Consider the following 17,399-nt stretch of genomic DNA (forward strand, 5'->3'; position numbering starts at 1 on the left):
AGACGGCCCCGAGCAGCAGCCCCATCCCCGCCTGCCCCTGCAGCGACAACCCCGCGTCGAAGGCGTCGAAACCGAGGACGGACAGCGACGCGTCCGCGGACACCGTGGTGAGCCAGACCATGAGCGGGACGACCAGGGCGGTCACGAGCCCGAGCCGCAGTGCACACCGCCCCGCGAACCCCGCCGCCGAGAGCGAACCCACCGGCGTACGCGCCGCGGTGAGCACCCCCGCGAACAGCATCATCACCGCGACCGCCACCACGAGCAGCCACACCCGCCCGTCGAGCTCGGCAAGCCGCCCGACCGTCGCCGGCTCGTCCGCGGAAGCGCTGAAGAATTCATCGAGCGGCGCCGGAAGCACCTCGGTCAGCGCCCCCGTCACCTTGCCGTCCCAGGGCACGAACATGCCGAGAGGCACCGCGAGCCACACCCCGTTGGGCGCCCCGAGCAGCGCGGCCCCCGCGATCCGCCCGGGGTGGTCGTCGCCGAGCGCCGCGTACGCCGCGGCCGCGAGCCCCGCCGCCACCGCCACCAACAGCACGGTCACCAGTGCCGAGACGGCCGGCCGCACGGCCCGGTGCAGGAACGTCAGCGCCACCGGAAGGGGCGTACGACGGGAGACGAGCAGCGCGATGACCAGCACACCGAGCACCCACACCAGGGCACCGAGCAGCGAAGGTCCCGTATCGACGGTGAAGCCGACCGCGGCCTCGGCCTCGACGAGATCGCCGAGCCGGTCCGGCAGCAGTTCGCCGATGCCGCCCGGCAGATCGTCCGTGAGCCCGCCGTCCGGGAGTTGGTCGAGTCCGAGCGAGGCGCCGTCGAGGGTGATGACGTCGTGGCCGGCCCAGGCGAGCCCGGCGATCATCGCGAGGAAGAGCACCGCCACCGCGCCGGCCCGCGCGGCCAGCTCCCGGGGCGAGATCTCAACTCCGAGGGCGCGTAAGGACCGTAGGAAGAAGAAGGCGAGCAGGAGCGCGCCGGCCAGGCCGACGCCCAGCGGAGTCACCTCTATCGCGGTGGTCGCCTCCGCACCCTCCAGACCGAACGCCGAGACATCGCCCGACGGTGTCACCGAACCGCCCACCCCGAGCACCACGGCCGCCGCCGTCATCGGCCCCAGCGAACCCGCTGTGTCGGCGCCGAGTAGATGGAGACCGAGCGCCGCGACGCCGGCCATGCCGACGAGAGCCCAGCTCACACAGGCGATCGCCGTGAGCAGCACATCTCCCCAGCGGATACGCCGTACTTGGCCGGCCGCCGCAGTAGACCGCGTCGCGCTCATCGGCCGTCCCCCGATCCGTAGAGCTTTGTCTGTTTGAGCCGGACAGTCCGTTTAAGGCGTTTACTGAAGGTTGCGCATGATCCGCGTGCACCTATGCGTGATTACCACTCTCCGGGGCGGTTTCCGGACAGTCAACGGGGCGAACAATGAGGCAGCTACGGACTCTTCACAAGGCCCGACTTTCGGACAGGGGGCTGAGCCTGAAATAGTTCCCCACGATGTTCGACATCCCTAGACTCCCCATGACGGGGCCAATCGGGGGACAACGTAGTGGGGCATGGAGTGCCGGAACTCGTACTGGAATTGAACGGACGGACCTGGACCCTGGATCCGTCCAGGTCATACACGCTCGGACGCGACCCGGGCGGTGATGTGGCGATCGACGACGCGCGGGTTTCCTGGCGTCACGCCACCATCAGCTGGGGCGGCCGGAGTTGGGTCATCGAGGACCACGGCTCGACGAACGGAACGTTCGTCCAGGGCCAGCGGATCCATCAGATGGAGATCGGCCCGGGCTCGGCGGTGCATCTGGGCAACGCCACGGACGGCCCGCGTCTGAAGCTCACCGGGGCGGGCGCCGCCGCGGCGGTCGCCCCCCAGCAGGCGCCCGCGCAGCACCAGGCGCGCCAGCCGCAGGCCACGCCTCAGCAGGGCGGACCCGGCTGGTCGCAGCAGCACCAGCCGCCGGCGCCGCAGCAGAACGTGCCCCAGCAGCAGGGCTGGCAGCAGCAGCCTTCGCCGCAGGTCCCGCAGCAGGGCGGCTCCGCGGGGGCGCCGCCGGTCTACGGTGACCGCAGCCCCACCACGTTCCACCAGCTTGCCCTCGGCCGCGTGATGCGGATCGGCCGTGCGCTCGAGAACGAGCTGGTGGTCTCCGACCTCCAGGTCTCGCGCCACCACGCCGAGTTCCACGCGACGCCCGACGGCCGGATGGAGATCCGTGACCTCGGCTCGCACAACGGCACGTATGTCAACGGTATGCCGGTCGCCAAGGGCGGCACCGCGCTGCTCGGCCCCAACGACATCGTCGGTGTCGGCCACTCGACGTTCCGTGTCGTGGGCGGCCAGCTCGAGGAGTTCGTCGACACCGGTGAGGTCTCCTTCTCGGCCCGCCATCTGACGGTCACTGTCGACGGCGGCAAGCAGATCCTCAAGGACGTGTCCTTCGGCGTCCCGGAGAAGTCGCTCGTCGCGGTCATCGGCCCGTCCGGTTCGGGCAAGTCGACGCTCCTGAAGGCGCTCACGGGGTACCGCCCGGCCAACCAGGGCGATGTCCTCTACGACAACCGAAACCTGTACAAGCAGTTCGCCGAGCTGCGCCAGCGCATCGGTCTGGTCCCGCAGGACGACATCCTGCACAAGGAACTGACCGTACGGACGGCCCTCAAGTACGCCGCCAAGCTGCGCTTCCCCGCGGACACCACGCAGGCCGAGCGCGCCGCGCGGATCGACGAGGTGCTGCGCGAGCTCAAGCTCGACATCCACAAGGACAAGAAGATCACCTCGCTCTCGGGTGGTCAGCGCAAGCGTGTCTCGGTGGCCCTGGAGCTCCTGACCAAGCCGTCGCTGATCTTCCTGGACGAGCCCACCTCGGGCCTCGACCCGGGCATGGACCGCGATGTCATGCAGCTGCTCCGCGGTCTCGCGGACGACGGCCGTACGGTCCTGGTCGTCACGCACTCCGTGGCCGAGCTGGCCATCTGCGACAAGCTGCTCGTGATGGCGCCCGGCGGCGCCGTGGCCTACTTCGGCCCGCCGGAGGAAGCGCTCAACTTCTTCGGCTACAGCACCTGGGCCGATGTCTTCTCCGCGTTCGAGAACTACCGCGACTACGACTGGGCGGGCCGCTGGAAGGGCTCGCAGCACTACCAGATGTACGCCGCCGACATCGACGCGGTCGCCGCGCAGCCGGTGCAGATGCCGCCCATGCAGCAGATGCGGCCGCCGAAGCCGCAGGGCTGGTTCTCGCAGCTGGTCACGCTGGTGCGCCGCTATGTCACGGTGATCGCCTCGGACAAGGGCTTCATGGCCCTGATGGTGATCCTGCCGGCCGTGCTCGGTGTGGTCTCCACCCTGATCAACCCCGACCACGGTCTGAGGCCCGCGCCGACGGCGAGTGGCGCGAACCCGGGCGCCGCTACGGTCCTGCTCATCCTCGCCGTCGGCGCCTGCTTCGCGGGCGCCGCCAACTCGGTACGTGAGCTGATCAAGGAACGGGTCATCTACGAACGGGAACGGGCCACGGGCCTGTCCCGCTCCGCGTACCTGATGTCCAAGGTGATCGTGCTCGGCGTGATCACCGCATTGCAGGGCGCGCTCATCGCCGCCATCGGCATCGGTGCATCCGCGGTGCCCGACGAGGGTTTGATCCTCGGTTCGTACGTGAAGGTGGAGCTCGCCCTGCCGATCATGGCGCTCGGCTTCACCTCGATGATGTTCGGCCTGGTCATCTCCTCGCTGGTGAAGACCGCCGAGAAGACCATGCCGCTCCTGGTGATGTTCGCGATCATCCAGGTCGTCTTCACCGGCTGCCTTGTCGCGCTCAACGGCAAGATCGGGATCAATCAGTTGTCGTTCCTGATGCCCTCCCGCTGGGCGGTGTCCGGCGCAGGCACCACGCTCGACCTGAACAAGCTGTTCCCCAACGAGGACGACCCCACCTTGAAGGACCCGCTGTGGGAACCCGAGGCGGCCACGTGGCTCCTCGACATGGGCTGCCTGCTCGCGATCGGCGTGCTGCTCGGCTTCCTCGTGGCCCGCTTCCTGCGCCGCCACGAGCCCGAAGTCATGCGGAAGTAATCAGGTTCGTACGACGCCGAAGGGCGGCACCCCGTGTGGGGTGCCGCCCTTCGGCGTTGCTGAAGCGGTGTCGCTGTAGCCGTGTCGCCGTAGCGCTGAACAGGCTCAGTAAGCGCTGTTCACGTTGTCGATCGAGCCGTAGCGGTCGGCCGCGTAGTTGGACGCGGCGACGAGGTTGGAGACCGGGTTGTACTGGTTGTGCTCGGTTCCGTCGACGTGGTACGCGTCGAAGGTCGGCTTGATGATCTGCAGCAGACCGATGGAGGGCACACCGTTCTGGGCGTTGATGTCCCAGTTGTTGATGGCGTTGGGGTTGCCGGACGACTCGCGCATCACGTTCTTGTAGATGCCGTTGTACGTGCCGGGTATGCCTTCCTTCTTCATGATGTCGAGGGCCTGGCGGATCCAGCCGTCGAGGTTGTTGGCGTAGACCGGCTTGCGGGCGGCGGCCCGGCTCGCGGCCTCCTTCGCCTCGCGCTCCTTCTTCGCCTTGGCGTCGGCCTCGGCCTTGGCCTTGGCGTCCGCCTTCGCCTTGGCGTCGGCCTCGGCCTTCGCCTGCTTCGCGGCGGCGTCGTCGGCGTCCTTGGCGGCCGCGACGTGCTGCTTGGCGACGGTGGCCTGGACGTCCTTGTTGACGGTGAAGGCGACGGGCGCGGCGGAGATGTCGGCGGCGGCCTGCGAGGTCTCGGTGGCGTTGCCCGGCACGACGGAGACCGCGAGAGCAGCGGCGCCGAGGACGGCGACGCCGGCCATCGAGATCTTCTGGCTCTTGGTCAGGGCGGCCTGGCCAATGGTGCGGTGCTTGGGCATGACGAATGGACCTCTTCGAATAGCGGGGTCGCTCGCCTTTCCGTACCGGAGGTGAATTCCGGCTTTCCCGCGCTGTGGCCTGTGGAGCCACCGCGCCGAGCGACGGGAGCCATTCTTAGCGGCCGCAAAATTCCGTGGCAAAGGTGTGACGTACGAAGGCGCTTAGTGGATCAGGTACCGGGACCTAAGTCCTGAATGGGGCGTTCTGGCCGACCAGAGGCCCCCTAGGGGTCTACTAGGGGGCCTCGTAAGTGACCTGCGTCCTATGCGCGGGCTCACATCGAACACGTAACAGCCTCACCAAACGTTGCCGGAGCAATTCATTGAGTCACAGCCCTCATTCGGAAGGATGAGGTGACTGTCCCCGAACTCATGCCAGAGGTAGAGCCCGCGTACTGCCTGCGCATAAGAACGCTCCAACGCGGGCTTTCCGGCAATGGCTTCGAGCATCAGAAGATGCGAGGCCTCGGGCTCGTGCAGCCCGGTGAGGAGTCCGTCCACGACCCGCACCCCGCGCTCCGGAGTCACCACGAGGTCCGTCCAGCCGGCCGCCGGCCGCACCACACCGTCGGGCCCGGCGGCCGACTCGACGGCACGTACGCCGGTCGTCCCGACCGCGATGATCCTGCCGCCGCCGGCCTTCGCCGCGTTGATCAGCCGGGCGGAGGCGGCAGGTACCTCGAAGCGCTCGGGATACGGCGGTTCCTGCGCCTCGGCCGAAGCGACCCCCGTATGCAAGGTGACCGGAGCGAACTGCACACCCCGGCTCACCAGCTCCGCCACGAGCCGAGCGGTGAACGGCCGCCCCGCGCTCGGCATCTCCGCCGAGCCGATCCCGCCGGGCTGCGGCAGCGCGAACACCGTCTGGTACGCGGCCAGGGGCTGGTCCTTCCTTGTGTACGAGTAGCGGATGGGCCGCCCGTACCGGTCGAGCAGCCCCGGCACGTCCGCCGCCACCCTCGCCCACCACAGCCGCGTCCCCGAGGGATCCAGCGGCTCCTCCAGTACGAGAGAGGCTCCGCCCTTCAGGGTCACCACCCCCGGCGCGCCCGCCCGCGCCCGCGTGGTGCCCCGCTCGTCGGGGTCCCTCAGCTCCACGGCCCAGCGCCCGTCGTCGCCGCGCGTGGAGAAGTGGACGACCACGCGCGCTGTACCGATCCGGCCGTCGACCGCCGCCGCCAGCGTCGGGGACGTATTGACGATGAGGAGATCACCGGCCCTCAGCAGTGCGGGCAGCGCACGGAAGTCGTGGTGCGAGACCGCTGTGCCGCGCGAGACGAGCAGCCGCACCGAGTCCCGGTCGCGTCCCGGTCCGCGCTGCTCCGCGGGCTCGCGCGCCGAGAGCTCCTCGGGAACCCGCAGCGCGTCCAGGACGCTCATCGTGACTCCAGGAGTGACGGCGCGGAGTACCGCCCGCTTGTCGGCCGCTCGTCGAGCAGCCGCAGGAAAGCGGGCACGACCGTTTCGGGTTCGGGCCGCCCCGAGTCGTCGTCCAGCGGCACCGCGGCCTGATAGAGCGCGGTCCGCATGTCGCCCGGGTCGACCGCCCACACCCGGAGCCCCGGCTCCTCCACGCCGAGCACCGCGGTCAGCTGGTCGAGCGCCGCCTTCGAGGCCCCGTAGCCGCCCCAGGTCTCGTACGCCTCGGCCGCCGCGTCCGAACTCAGCGCGACGACCGCCCCGGCCGCCGACTCCCGCAGCAGCGGCAGCGCCTCCTGTACGAGGCCGAGCGGCGCCACCACATTGGTCTCAAGCGCCTCACGCAGCCCGTCGAGCGAGTGCTGTTCCAGGCGTACGAGCGGCTCAGCGCCCAGCACGCTCGCGTTGTTCACCAGCAGATCGAGCCCGCCGAGCTCAAGTGCCGCGGCGACGAGCGCCGACCGGTGCCAGGCGTCGGTGACGGTTCCCGGCAGCGCCACCACCCGTGTCCCGTACGCGCCGAGCTCCTCGGCCGCCTTCGCCAGCGCGTCCGCGGACCGCGCGTCGACGACAAGATCCCAGCCCCGTTCGGCGAGCGCGCCGGCGAGCGCCTTGCCGAACCCCTTCGAAGCCCCCGTGATGATCGCAACCGGCATGATGACCGTCCCCTCTGTACGTCGCTGCCCCCAACGTAGGAACCCGGACCTCCTCGGCACCTCGTACGCGAGGCCCGCTCGTGCAAGGCCCTTCGGACTACGCCCCGGGACCTAGTCGAGGGCCGTCGAAGGCCCGATACGGCGGTCAGGACCCGCCGGTACGGTGTGTCCATGACCGACGGCCCCCGATCCGGCCTGTACGCCGTGAGCACCGCGCTCCTGGCGATGAGCAGGCATCTCGAAGTACGCGACGTCCTGAAGACGATCGTGGCCTCGGCCCGTGAACTGCTCGACGCCCAGTACGCGGCGCTCGGCGTGCCCGACGACCACGGCGGCTTCGCACAGTTCGTCGTGGACGGCGTGAGCGACGAGCAGTGGAAGGCGATCGGCCCGCTGCCGCGCCAGCACGGCATCCTCGCCGCGATGTTGCACAAGGACGCGCCCGAACGGCTCGCGGACGTCCGCGAGGACCCGCGCTTCGAGGGCTGGCCCTCCGCGCACCCCGATATGTCGGACTTCCTCGGCCTGCCCATCCGCGACGGCGACGAGACTCTGGGCGCCCTGTTCCTGGCGAACAAGAACTGCCCCAAGCCGGAAGGCGGTTGCGGCTTCACCGAGGAGGACGAGGACTTGCTCGGCATACTCGCCCAGCACGCCGCCATCGCCCTCACCAACGCCCGCCTGTACGAGCGCAGCCGCGAGCTGACCATCGCCGAGGAACGCACCCGCCTCGCCCACGAACTGCACGACGCCGTCAGCCAGAAGCTGTTCTCGCTGCGCCTGACCGCCCAGGCGGCCGCCAAGCTGATCGACCGCGATCCGGTGCGTGCCAAGGGCGAGCTTCAGCAAGTGGCCGCGCTCGCGGCCGAAGCCGCCGACGAACTGCGCGCCGCCGTCACCGAGTTGCGGCCCGCCGCCCTCGACGAGGACGGCCTGGTCGCCACATTGCGCACCCATATCCAGGTGCTCGACCGCGCCCACGCCCCGCAGGTCACCTTCCGCTGCGAGGGCGTACGGGCCCTGCCCGCCTCGCAGGAGGAGGCCATGCTGCGCGTCGCGCAGGAGGCCCTGCACAACGCGCTGCGCCACTCGGGCGCCGCCCGGGTCGACGTCGTACTGGAGAAGCGCGGCCAGGGTGCGGTGCTGCGGATCACCGACGACGGACAGGGATTCGAACCGCGCGAGACCCGGCGGGCCGGACGCCACCTCGGCCTGGTCTCCATGCGGGACCGGGCGAGCGGGGTCGGCGGCCGGCTCACGGTGGAATCGGCGCCCGGCAAGGGCACCACGATCGAGATGGAGGTGCCTGGTGGCTGACAAGGTGATCCGTGTACTGCTGGTCGATGACCACCAGGTCGTCCGGCGGGGGCTGCGCACCTTCCTGGAGATCCAGGAGGACATCGAGGTCGTCGGCGAGGCCTCGGACGGCGCCGAAGGCGTCGAGCGCGCCGAGGAGTTGAAGCCCGACGTGGTCCTGATGGACGTCAAGATGCCCGGCATGGACGGCGTCGAGGCGCTGCGCAAGCTGCGCGAACTGGCCAACCCCGCCCGGGTGTTGGTCGTCACCAGCTTCACCGAGCAGCGCACGGTCGTCCCCGCGCTCAAGGCGGGCGCGGCGGGTTACGTCTACAAGGACGTCGACCCCGACGCCCTCGCCGGCGCGATCCGCTCCGTCCACGCGGGGCACGTCCTGCTCCAGCCCGAGGTGGCCGGGGTGCTGCTCGCCCAGGACGAGGGCAACGGGGCGCAGGGACGCGGCGGTTCACTCACCGAGCGCGAGCGCGAGGTGCTCAACCTGATCGCCGACGGACGGTCCAACCGGGAAATCGCCCGCGCGCTCGTCCTGTCGGAGAAGACCGTCAAGACCCACGTATCGAACATCCTGATGAAACTCGACCTCGCCGACCGGACGCAGGCCGCCCTGTGGGCCGTACGGCATGGACTGAACGGCTGATCAGGGGCGATCGCCGCTGGGCAGGACCGTTTCGTCAACGGCCGGATGCGGACCGTCGTGTTCCGGACTGAGATTCATACTGTCGTGTGGATGTCCCCCGGGCGGCGCATCCCGAGCGGACCTGGGCCGTTCTCCTTGCATGCTGCGGCGGCTGGCCGCGGCAATCGCAAGGAGGACACAGAAGTGAAGAACCTGAAGAAGGCTGCAGCCGTCACGATGGTGGCGGGTGGCCTGGTCGCCGCCGGTGCCGGTTTCGCGAACGCGTCGGACGGCGCGCACGCCGACGGCAAGGCCACCAAGTCGCCGGGCGTCGCCTCGGGCAACCTCGTCCAGGTGCCGGTCCACGTGCCGGTCAACGCCTGTGGCAACACGGTGTCCGTGATCGGTCTCCTGAACCCGGCCTTCGGCAACGATTGCTTCAACGGCTGACGTTCGCCAAGGTCGAGGAACTGACCAACCGGCCCTCCAGGCACTGCCTGGGGGGCCGGTCGCGTGCCCGGGGTGCGTGCGTCCGGGTGTGCGCGTCCGGGTGTGCGGGTCCGGGGGTGCGTGCGTCCGGGGTGCGCGTGCGCGATGGCGTTCCGCAGATCTTCGGCCTATTGATCCAAACGGGGGGCATCCTGCGGCGGTCCGTGTCATCCGGACGGCCCACGCGTTCTTCAGCGTGCAACCCCCGGCTGGGGTTGCTGAACAACGAACTCCCGTGCTCTGTACGGGACTTGATGGAGGAACAACCTCATGAACTTCGCCAAGAAGGCCGCCCTGGTCGTCGCCGCCGCTTCGATGGCCGCGGGCGCCTCCGCCGGTGCCGCGTTCGCCGACTCCGACGCGGACGCCAACGCCGCGCAGAGCCCGGGTGTCGGCTCCGGCAACAGCGTCCAGGTGCCGGCCCACGTGCCCGTGAACGTCGGCGGCAACTCCGCCAACGTCATCGGTGCGCTGAACCCGGCGTTCGGCAACGCGCTCTCGAACGCCAGCTGACCCACAGCACCCCGGAGCCCCGCGAACACCTCCCGGTTCGCGGGGCTTTCCGCTGCCCACCAGGTCTCGTCCGATGCGGCAGCTCGACCCCGCCGCCTCAGCCCCGCAACAGCTCCTCCACATACGCGTTGTACGCGGCCACCTGCGCCCTGCGCGCCGTACGCTCCACCGGCCGCAGCGCCTCGGCCCGCGCCCCCATCTCGGAGGCGCTGACGGCCCCGCCGTGCCCGTTCTCCTGCGCCACGGAGATCAGCAGCCCGACCCGCTGCGCCAGCTCCAACACCCGTACCGCACGCGGCGGGTACCCCGGGGCGAGCACCTCGCGCCCCCGCTCCGCGCGCGCCCGGTACGCGTCCACCGCCGCCTCGGCGACCGGCCCCGAGCCCGCGACGTCCAGCTTCGTGAGCAGCGCCGTCGCCTCCCGCAGCGCCTCGGCCAGCTCGCGCTCCGCCTCGCCGAGCGAGGGCACGTCGGCGGGCGGCGCCTCCCGCACCGGCAGGCAGTGCCAGAGGACTTCCACGTGGACGTCGGCCGTACCTGGACCGGAACCCGCCTCGTACACCTCGGGTACGAGCCCGAGCGCGACCCCCTGGCAGATCACGGCCTCCTCCGCCTCGAGGGCCCGTGTGTTGAACTCCGCCGGACCGCTCAGGCCCAGCGGATGCCCGGGCGCCGGCAGCGCGACCCGCAGCCCCTGGGCGCCGAGCGCCCGCAGCCGGCCGAGCGCGAGCGTCAGGCCGACCGGTCCCGCTTCACCCGGCAGCCCCTCGACGCGGTGAACGGCGTCCTCGCCGACGATGGCGAGCACGGCCTCATCGGGCGAGACAAGTCCGGCAATCAGTGCATTACCCCAAGAGGCCAACTGGCCCGAGCGTGGTTCCGTGAGCATGGACACCAGACTAAGGACCGTACTGACGACAGGAGCATCTCCCCGGTGGCGTAGGTTTTCCCTGGGGGCGGCGTTTACTGACGCTCGCAAGTTCCGATACGCATGGGAGACAGCACGCTCATGAGCGATGTGCTCGAGCTGGAGGACGTGTCCGTGGTCCGAGGGGGCCGCGCACTGGTGGACCAGGTCTCCTGGTCGGTGAAGGAGGGGGAGCGCTGGGTCATCCTCGGCCCCAACGGCGCCGGCAAGACGACACTGCTCAATGTCGCCTCCAGCTACCTGTTCCCGAGCAAGGGCACCGCGACCATCCTCGGTGACACCCTCGGCAAGGTCGATGTCTTCGAGCTGCGCCCCCGCATCGGCATGGCCGGTATCGCCATCGCCGACAAGCTCCCCAAGAGCCAGACCGTCCTGCAGACCGTGCTCACCGCCGCGTACGGCATGACCGCCGGCTGGAACGAGCAGTACGAGGACGTCGACGAGCAGCGCGCCCGCGCCTTCCTCGACCGGCTCGGCATGTCCGACTTCCTGGACCGCAAGTTCGGCACCCTCTCCGAGGGCGAGCGCAAGCGCACCATGATCGCCCGCTCCCTGATGACCGACCCCGAGCTGCTGCTCCTGGACGAGCCGGCCGCCGGCCTCGACCTCGGCGGCCGCGAGGACCTGGTCCGCCGCCTCGGCCGCCTGGCGCGCGACCCCATCGCGCCCTCGATGATCATGGTCACGCACCACGTCGAGGAGATCGCCCCCGGCTTCACCCACGTCCTGATGATCCGCCAGGGCAAGGTCCTCGCCGCAGGGCCCCTGGAGCTGGAACTGACCTCCCGCAACCTGTCGTTGTGCTTCGGCCTCCCGCTCGTGGTCGAACAGGTCGGCGAGCGCTGGACCGCGCAGGGCCTGCCGATCTCCTGACCCCGTAACAACCCGCACCGGAGAGCAGCACAGGGGCCCGCGCACCCTGTCCCGGGCAGGGCCCCCGCCCCTACCATGAACACCATGGACGCTTGGGTGTGGTGGCTGATCGGCGCGGTAGTCCTGGGCATTGCGCTCGTGATCACCGCGATGCCCGAACTCGGGATGCTCTCCGCCGGTGCAGTGGCCGCCGCCGTGACCTACGGTCTCGGCGGCGATGTCGTCCTCCAGGTGATCGTCTTCGCCGCCGTCTCGGTCGCGGGGATCGCCGTCGTACGGCCGGTCGCCGCCCGCCATGGTGCGCAGCGGCCCCAACTCGCCACCGGAGTGGACGCGTTGAAGGGCAAACAGGCCGTCGTCCTGGAACGGGTCGACGGCCGCGGCGGCCGGATCAAGCTCAACGGCGAGGTCTGGTCGGCCCGTTCACTCGACGCGGCGCAGGCGTACGACGTGGGCCAGCAGGTCGACGTGGTGGACATCGACGGTGCGACGGCGGTCGTGATGTAGCGGCAGCGCTATCTGTCCGAACATGACTCGCGGCACACGCCGGTCTGACAGACTCGACCAGCAAGATCTTCCAGTACGCGGAACACGCAGCGTATTCAGGTTATTCAGGCTCGAAGGGCACGGGGAGCGCGATGCAACCGGTCATCATCGTCCTCATCATCCTGGTGGTGTTGGTCTTCATCGCCCTCATCAAGACGATCCAGGTGATCCCCCAGGCCAGCGCTGCCATCGTCGAGCGCTTCGGCCGCTACACCCGCACGCTGAACGCGGGACTGAACATCGTCGTCCCGTTCATCGACTCGATCCGCAACCGGATCGACCTGCGTGAACAGGTCGTCCCGTTCCCGCCCCAGCCGGTGATCACCCAGGACAACCTGGTCGTCAACATCGACACCGTCATCTACTACCAGGTGACCGACGCCCGGGCCGCCACCTACGAAGTCGCCTCCTACATCCAGGCGATCGAGCAGCTCACCGTCACCACGCTGCGCAACATCATCGGTGGCATGGACCTCGAGCGGACCCTGACATCCCGCGAGGAGATCAACGCGGCGCTGCGCGGCGTCCTCGACGAGGCCACCGGCAAGTGGGGCATCCGCGTCAACCGCGTCGAACTCAAGGCGATCGAACCGCCCACCTCCATCCAGGACTCGATGGAGAAGCAGATGCGCGCCGACCGTGACAAGCGCGCCGCGATCCTCACCGCGGAAGGTATCCGCCAGTCCCAGATCCTCACCGCCGAAGGTGAGAAGCAGTCGGCGATCCTGCGCGCCGAAGGTGAGGCCAAGGCGGCCGCCCTGCGCGCGGAAGGCGAAGCACAGGCGATCCGTACGGTCTTCGAGTCCATCCACGCGGGCGACCCCGACCAGAAGCTGCTCTCGTACCAATACCTTCAGATGCTGCCGAAGATCGCCGAGGGCGATGCCAACAAGCTCTGGATCGTGCCCAGCGAGATCGGCGACGCCCTCAAGGGACTGTCGGGCGCGTTCGGCAACTTCGGCGGCGGAGGGCTCGGCCCCAACGTAGGGCCACAGGCCGGCGCACCCGCGACGGAGCGCCGCGAACAGCCTCCGCTCGACTGATCCGCGGTGACCGCCTGGGAGATGGTCGGGGTCCTTGCCGCCGGATTCGGTGCAGGGGCCATCAATACGGTCGTCGGCTCCGGGACCCTCATCACCTTCCCGGTGCTGCTCGCCATCGGCCTGCCGCCGGTCACCGCCACCGTCTCCAACGGACTCGGTCTGCTCCCGGGCTTCGCCGGCGGAGTCTTCGGCTACCGCCGTGAACTGGCCGGCCAGCGGGCTCGCATCCTGCGCTTCGGCATCGTTGTCACCGCGGGCGGCCTGTGCGGAGCGATCCTGCTCCTGACGCTGCCGCACTCCGCGTTCGAAATGATCGTGCCGGTCCTCGTCGGCCTCGCGCTCGTCCTGATCGCCCTCCAGCCCTGGATCACCAAGGCCGTGCAGCGCCGCCGCGAACGCAAGGGGCAGCCGGGCAGCGAGTTCGGCGGCCCCTGGCTGCACATCGGCCTGTTCCTCGCGAGCGTCTACGGCGGCTACTTCACCGCCGCCCAAGGCATCCTCTACATGGCCCTGATGGGCATGTTCCTCGGCGAATCCCTGCAGCGCACCAACGCGGTCAAGAACATCCTGGCCGCCATGGTCAACGCGGTGGCCGCCCTCTTCTTCCTCTTCGCCGCCCACTTCGACTGGACCGTGGTCCTGCTGCTCGCGGCCGGCTCCTTGGCGGGCGGCTTCGTCGGCGGCACCTACGGCCGCCGCATCCCCTCGGCCTGGCTGCGCGGCCTGATCGTGGCAGTGGGCACCGTCGCACTGGTCCAACTGATCGTGCGCTGAAGGCTGCGGGTGGTCGAGCGAGGGTGTGGAGGCGTCAGCCTCCACACCCTCAAACCGCCGCGGAGCGGCGGAGCAACCTCGGGCCGCAGGCCCGCACTGCTATGCCGCTACGGACTGAGTCAGCCACTCCGGCAGCGCCGAACGGTCATCCGCGGCCAGAGCGAACAGCATCGCGTCGCTCGGCGTCGGTACGAACGGCTCGAACAGCAGCGGCATCCCGGCCTGCTCCGGAGTCCGGTCCGCCTTGCGGTGATTGTCGGCCGCACACGAGGCCACCGTGTTCAGCCAGGTGTCCCCACCGCCCTGCGCACGCGGCACGACGTGGTCGATCGTGTTGGCCCGGCTGCCGCAGTACGCGCACTTGTTGCGGTCCCTGATCAAGACACCCCGCCTCGACCAGGGAGCGTGTCTTCGGAACGGCACCCTGACGTACCGGCAGAGCCTGATCACCCGAGGCACCGGCAGCTCCACCGCGGCCGCGCGCATGCGCAGTTCGGGGTGGGCCTGCTCGACGACGGCCTTATCGGTCAGAACCAGCACAACAGCCCGGTTCAACGTCACCGTCGACAGCGGCTCGAAGCTCGCGTTCAGCACCAGCGTGTCCCGCATCTCGCCCACCCTCCCGTGCGCACCAGCCCACCCCCTCGGCGGACTGGGATCAACTCTGGCCGGGCGGGCTGATCTGGACAACGCATTAAAAATGCCCGCTCCTGATCACTTCCATGACCAGGAGCGGGCAAACAGCCGGTGAAGGCTCAGTTTCGCTCAGTTCTCATCAGGTGCCTCGTACTCACCGATGAGCTGCGCACGCGCCAGCGTGTGGAACCGGAGATTGAAGCCGACGACGGCCGGCGACGCGTCCGCGTCGGGGCCCAGCTTCTCCTGGTCCACCGCGTACACGGTGAAGACATAGCGGTGCGAGCCGTCCCCGGGCGGGGGAGCGGCACCTCCGAAGTCCTTCGTCCCGTAGTCGTTGCGCGCATGCACCGCGCCCTCGGGCAGCCCCTCGAACTTGCCGCTGCCGGCACCGGCCGGCAACTCGGTGACCGACGCCGGGATGTCGAAGAGCGACCAGTGCCAGAACCCGCTGCCCGTAGGAGCATCGGGGTCGAAGCAGGTCACCGCGAAGCTCTTTGTCTCCGCGGGGAACCCCTCCCACCGCAGGTGCGGCGAGACATTGTCCTTGGCGAACACCTGGGCGTCGTCCAGGACTTCACCCGGCGCGACATCGTCGCTCAGCACCGTGAACGACGGCACCTGGGGATGGAAATCATGGGGGAGCGGGCGCCTCTTGTCCGTCACGTCAAACCTCCGGTCGGCAGTCTCGGGTCTGTGCTTGTGAGCCTAGGCCCAGTTGCGCTTCCCGCCGACCTGGGACAGCCACTCGTTCAGGTAGGCGTTCCAGTCGGTGCCCTGGTAGTCGTTCAGCCCCACCTTGAATGCACGGAAGGTGTCACCACCCGTGTTGAACAGGCCCGGCTTCTTGTCCATCTCGAGCACGACGTCCATCTCACGGTCATCGGCGACGAAGGACAGCTCGACCTGGCTCAGACCCTGGAACTGCGACGGCGGGAAGAACTCGATCTCCTGGTAGAACGGCAGCTTCTGCCGCGTACCGCGGATGTGACCGCGCTCCATGTCCGCGCTCTTGAAGCGGAAGCCCAGCTGGATGAAGGCGTCGAGAATCGCCTGCTGCGCCGGCAGCGGGTGCACATTGACCGGGTCGAGGTCACCGGAGTCGACCGCACGCGCGATCTCCAGCTCCGTGGTCACCCCGATGTTCATCCCGCGCAGCGGCTGCCCGTCGATCGTGGTGATCGGCGTCTCCCACGGGATCTCGAGCCCGAACTGCACCGCGTGCAGCGCATTGGCCTTCAGCTCGAAGGCACCACCAAGACGCTGCTTGGTGAACTCGATGTCCTGCTTGACCTCCTGGTCACCACCCTCGACCTCGACCCGCGCCTGCAGGCCGACCGCGAGGGCCTCGATCTGCTGATCGACGGACCCGCCCTGAATGCGGACCTCGCCCTGGACGACGCCGCCCGGCACCACATTGGCCTCGGTCAGCACTGTCTCCACCGAAGCGCCACCGGCACCCATGCTCGCGAGCAGCTTCTTGAACCCCATGTCAGTCCTCCCCGTGCCGCACGAAGGCGGCCCGTTTTGATCAGCGATCTCTCATCTACCAACGCGAACCGGCAGGCGCTGGTTCCGGCCCACACCCTTCCAAGGGCCGGGCCCCCTGACCACCCACCCGTACAGAACCTTTGCACTACGCTCGTACGCCATGATCGCGGCCCCCGACCGTACGCCCCTGCCCCGCTCGTTCTTCGACCGCCCCGTACTGGAGGTGGCCCCCGACCTCCTGGGACGCATCCTCGTCCGCGCGACCCCCGACGGTCCGATCGCGCTCCGCCTCACAGAGGTGGAGGCGTACGCCGGTGAGGCCGACCCCGGCTCGCACGCCTATCGCGGCCGCACGGCCCGCAACGGCGTGATGTTCGGCCCGCCCGGCCACGCATACGTCTACTTCACGTACGGCATGTGGCACTGCCTCAACATCGTCTGCGGCCCGGAGGGCTTCGCGAGCGGGGTCCTGCTGCGCGCCGGCGACATCGTCGAGGGCGCCGAGCTCACCCGGCACCGACGGCTATCGGCCCGCAATGACAAGGAACTGGCCAAAGGCCCGGCCCGCCTGGCCACGGCCCTGGACGTCGACCGCGCCCTCGACGGCACGGACGTCTGCGCGGGCCCGGACGCCCCGCTCTCCATCTATACGGGTACGCCCGTGCCGTCCGACCAGGTACGCAACGGTCCGCGCACCGGAGTCTCCGGCGAGGGAGGGGTGCACCCCTGGCGCTTCTGGATCGCCAACGACCCGACCGTCAGCCCTTATCGGGCCCATACGCCCCGACGGCGGACGTCCTGACGGGACTTGACGCGTCCCAGGGGGATCCGTAATGTAGTCCGAGCCGCTTGAACCGGGTACTGCCTTCGACAGCAGCCGGAAGCGGCCAAACCACTACTGCGACTTCCCTCAACGGGGCCCATTTCGGCATGCCGAAATTCGATCCCGGGACTCGATTATGAGTTGCCGAAGGAATCCGCTAACGTAGTGAATGTCGAAAGGCCGCAAGGCCGAATAGACAGCCGAAAGGCAGCCGAAAGGCGAATCCCACCGACTGGGAATCGGGCCCGAAAGGATCTGATAGAGTCGGAAACACCGAAGGGAAGCCCGGAGGAAAGCCCGAGAGGGTGAGTACAAAGGAAGCGTCCGTTCCTTGAGAACTCAACAGCGTGCCAAAAGTCAACGCCAGATTGACAACCCCGT

Annotated in this window: 19 protein-coding genes; 10 read left to right on the forward strand and 9 right to left on the reverse strand. The window is 69.2% G+C overall.

All coding sequences use genetic code 11. The annotated features are described in order from the left end of the window. Positions 1-1,285, reverse strand: a 1,285-nt coding sequence (locus tag G6045_RS30300) for a streptophobe family protein (RefSeq protein WP_235968399.1), incomplete at its 3' end; no start/stop codon positions are given. 282 nt (positions 1,286-1,567) lie between these two features. On the opposite strand from G6045_RS30300, the gene G6045_RS30305 reads away from it, so the two are divergent. Then, complete coding sequence (locus tag G6045_RS30305) at positions 1,568-4,084, forward strand: ABC transporter ATP-binding protein/permease (RefSeq protein ID WP_165335352.1); 2,517 nt, start codon at positions 1,568-1,570, stop codon at positions 4,082-4,084. 105 nt (positions 4,085-4,189) lie between these two features. On the opposite strand, the gene G6045_RS30310 is transcribed toward G6045_RS30305, so the two are convergent. The 3 genes from G6045_RS30310 to G6045_RS30320 form a co-directional block, all read right to left on the reverse strand. Next, the gene (locus G6045_RS30310) at positions 4,190-4,894 is read right to left on the reverse strand and encodes a transglycosylase SLT domain-containing protein (protein ID WP_165335353.1); all 705 of its coding nucleotides are present in this window, start codon (positions 4,892-4,894) and stop codon (positions 4,190-4,192) included. A 297-nt stretch (positions 4,895-5,191) separates the two neighbouring features. Further along, a complete protein-coding gene (locus G6045_RS30315; RefSeq protein ID WP_165335354.1) occupies positions 5,192-6,274 on the reverse strand; it encodes an S-adenosylmethionine:tRNA ribosyltransferase-isomerase in 1,083 nt (360 codons plus the stop codon). Further along, positions 6,271-6,969, reverse strand: coding sequence for an SDR family NAD(P)-dependent oxidoreductase (locus tag G6045_RS30320; RefSeq protein ID WP_165335355.1), 699 nt, complete (start codon positions 6,967-6,969; stop codon positions 6,271-6,273). The genes G6045_RS30315 and G6045_RS30320 overlap by 4 nt, the downstream gene beginning before the upstream one ends. A gap of 171 nt (positions 6,970-7,140) precedes the next feature. Between G6045_RS30320 and G6045_RS30325 the strand changes: the two genes are divergently transcribed. The 4 genes from G6045_RS30325 to G6045_RS30340 all read left to right on the forward strand — a co-directional run bounded on the left by G6045_RS30325 (position 7,141) and on the right by G6045_RS30340 (position 9,904). Next, entirely contained in the window at positions 7,141-8,286 is a 1,146-nt protein-coding gene (locus G6045_RS30325) for a GAF domain-containing sensor histidine kinase (protein ID WP_165335356.1), read from the forward strand. Further along, on the forward strand, positions 8,279-8,923 hold the full coding sequence (locus G6045_RS30330; RefSeq protein ID WP_165335357.1) for a response regulator: 645 nt from the start codon (positions 8,279-8,281) through the stop codon (positions 8,921-8,923). Before G6045_RS30325 ends, G6045_RS30330 begins: the two co-directional genes overlap by 8 nt. Positions 8,924-9,106: 183 nt before the next feature. Further along, the gene (locus G6045_RS41690; protein WP_165335358.1) at positions 9,107-9,352 is read left to right on the forward strand and encodes a chaplin; all 246 of its coding nucleotides are present in this window, start codon (positions 9,107-9,109) and stop codon (positions 9,350-9,352) included. 309 nt (positions 9,353-9,661) lie between these two features. After that, complete coding sequence (locus G6045_RS30340) at positions 9,662-9,904, forward strand: chaplin (RefSeq protein ID WP_165335359.1); 243 nt, start codon at positions 9,662-9,664, stop codon at positions 9,902-9,904. 97 nt (positions 9,905-10,001) lie between these two features. Here G6045_RS30340 and G6045_RS30345 read toward each other — a convergent pair whose 3' ends face one another. After that, positions 10,002-10,793, reverse strand: coding sequence for a hypothetical protein (locus G6045_RS30345; protein WP_165335360.1), 792 nt, complete (start codon positions 10,791-10,793; stop codon positions 10,002-10,004). 120 nt (positions 10,794-10,913) lie between these two features. Between G6045_RS30345 and G6045_RS30350 the strand changes: the two genes are divergently transcribed. The 4 genes from G6045_RS30350 to G6045_RS30365 all read left to right on the forward strand — a co-directional run bounded on the left by G6045_RS30350 (position 10,914) and on the right by G6045_RS30365 (position 14,068). Then, entirely contained in the window at positions 10,914-11,705 is a 792-nt protein-coding gene (locus G6045_RS30350) for an ABC transporter ATP-binding protein (RefSeq protein ID WP_165335361.1), read from the forward strand. 75 nt (positions 11,706-11,780) lie between these two features. Further along, positions 11,781-12,212, forward strand: a complete 432-nt coding sequence (locus tag G6045_RS30355; RefSeq protein WP_165335362.1) for an NfeD family protein — start codon at positions 11,781-11,783, stop codon at positions 12,210-12,212. 131 nt (positions 12,213-12,343) lie between these two features. After that, positions 12,344-13,294 (forward strand): SPFH domain-containing protein, encoded by a 951-nt coding sequence (locus G6045_RS30360; RefSeq protein WP_165335363.1) that lies wholly within the window; start codon positions 12,344-12,346, stop codon positions 13,292-13,294. Positions 13,295-13,300: 6 nt separating this feature from the next. After that, the gene (locus G6045_RS30365; RefSeq protein WP_328707952.1) at positions 13,301-14,068 is read left to right on the forward strand and encodes a sulfite exporter TauE/SafE family protein; all 768 of its coding nucleotides are present in this window, start codon (positions 13,301-13,303) and stop codon (positions 14,066-14,068) included. A 99-nt stretch (positions 14,069-14,167) separates the two neighbouring features. Here G6045_RS30365 and G6045_RS30370 read toward each other — a convergent pair whose 3' ends face one another. The 3 genes from G6045_RS30370 to G6045_RS30380 form a co-directional block, all read right to left on the reverse strand. Beyond that, positions 14,168-14,677, reverse strand: a complete 510-nt coding sequence (locus tag G6045_RS30370; RefSeq protein ID WP_165335364.1) for an HNH endonuclease — start codon at positions 14,675-14,677, stop codon at positions 14,168-14,170. 156 nt (positions 14,678-14,833) lie between these two features. After that, complete coding sequence (locus G6045_RS30375) at positions 14,834-15,370, reverse strand: YbhB/YbcL family Raf kinase inhibitor-like protein (protein ID WP_165335365.1); 537 nt, start codon at positions 15,368-15,370, stop codon at positions 14,834-14,836. A gap of 42 nt (positions 15,371-15,412) precedes the next feature. Beyond that, positions 15,413-16,195 carry a sporulation protein gene (locus G6045_RS30380; RefSeq protein WP_165335366.1) on the reverse strand — a complete coding sequence of 261 codons (783 nt, stop codon included), beginning with the start codon at positions 16,193-16,195 and terminating at the stop codon, positions 15,413-15,415. 160 nt (positions 16,196-16,355) lie between these two features. On the opposite strand from G6045_RS30380, the gene G6045_RS30385 reads away from it, so the two are divergent. Next, positions 16,356-16,997 (forward strand): DNA-3-methyladenine glycosylase, encoded by a 642-nt coding sequence (locus G6045_RS30385; protein ID WP_165335367.1) that lies wholly within the window; start codon positions 16,356-16,358, stop codon positions 16,995-16,997. A 178-nt stretch (positions 16,998-17,175) separates the two neighbouring features. Here G6045_RS30385 and G6045_RS40965 read toward each other — a convergent pair. Further along, positions 17,176-17,399 (reverse strand): hypothetical protein (locus G6045_RS40965; RefSeq protein ID WP_206344372.1); only part of this gene is annotated, 224 nt, incomplete at its 5' end.

This window comes from Streptomyces mesophilus (assembly GCF_011044995.1).
Classification (GTDB): domain Bacteria; phylum Actinomycetota; class Actinomycetes; order Streptomycetales; family Streptomycetaceae; genus Streptomyces; species Streptomyces mesophilus.

Coding starts and splice junctions, on each gene's coding strand:
- G6045_RS30385 (WP_165335367.1), top strand. CDS start 16,356: ATGATCGCGGCCCCCGACCGTACGCCCCTGCCCCGCTCGTTCTTCGAC.
- G6045_RS30355 (WP_165335362.1), top strand. CDS start 11,781: ATGAACACCATGGACGCTTGGGTGTGGTGGCTGATCGGCGCGGTAGTC.
- G6045_RS30325 (WP_165335356.1), top strand. CDS start 7,141: ATGACCGACGGCCCCCGATCCGGCCTGTACGCCGTGAGCACCGCGCTC.
- G6045_RS30380 (WP_165335366.1), bottom strand. CDS start 16,195: ATGGGGTTCAAGAAGCTGCTCGCGAGCATGGGTGCCGGTGGCGCTTCG.
- G6045_RS30350 (WP_165335361.1), top strand. CDS start 10,914: ATGAGCGATGTGCTCGAGCTGGAGGACGTGTCCGTGGTCCGAGGGGGC.
- G6045_RS30360 (WP_165335363.1), top strand. CDS start 12,344: ATGCAACCGGTCATCATCGTCCTCATCATCCTGGTGGTGTTGGTCTTC.
- G6045_RS30345 (WP_165335360.1), bottom strand. CDS start 10,793: ATGCTCACGGAACCACGCTCGGGCCAGTTGGCCTCTTGGGGTAATGCA.
- G6045_RS30310 (WP_165335353.1), bottom strand. CDS start 4,894: ATGCCCAAGCACCGCACCATTGGCCAGGCCGCCCTGACCAAGAGCCAG.
- G6045_RS30340 (WP_165335359.1), top strand. CDS start 9,662: ATGAACTTCGCCAAGAAGGCCGCCCTGGTCGTCGCCGCCGCTTCGATG.
- G6045_RS30315 (WP_165335354.1), bottom strand. CDS start 6,274: ATGAGCGTCCTGGACGCGCTGCGGGTTCCCGAGGAGCTCTCGGCGCGC.
- G6045_RS30320 (WP_165335355.1), bottom strand. CDS start 6,969: ATGCCGGTTGCGATCATCACGGGGGCTTCGAAGGGGTTCGGCAAGGCG.
- G6045_RS30370 (WP_165335364.1), bottom strand. CDS start 14,677: ATGCGGGACACGCTGGTGCTGAACGCGAGCTTCGAGCCGCTGTCGACG.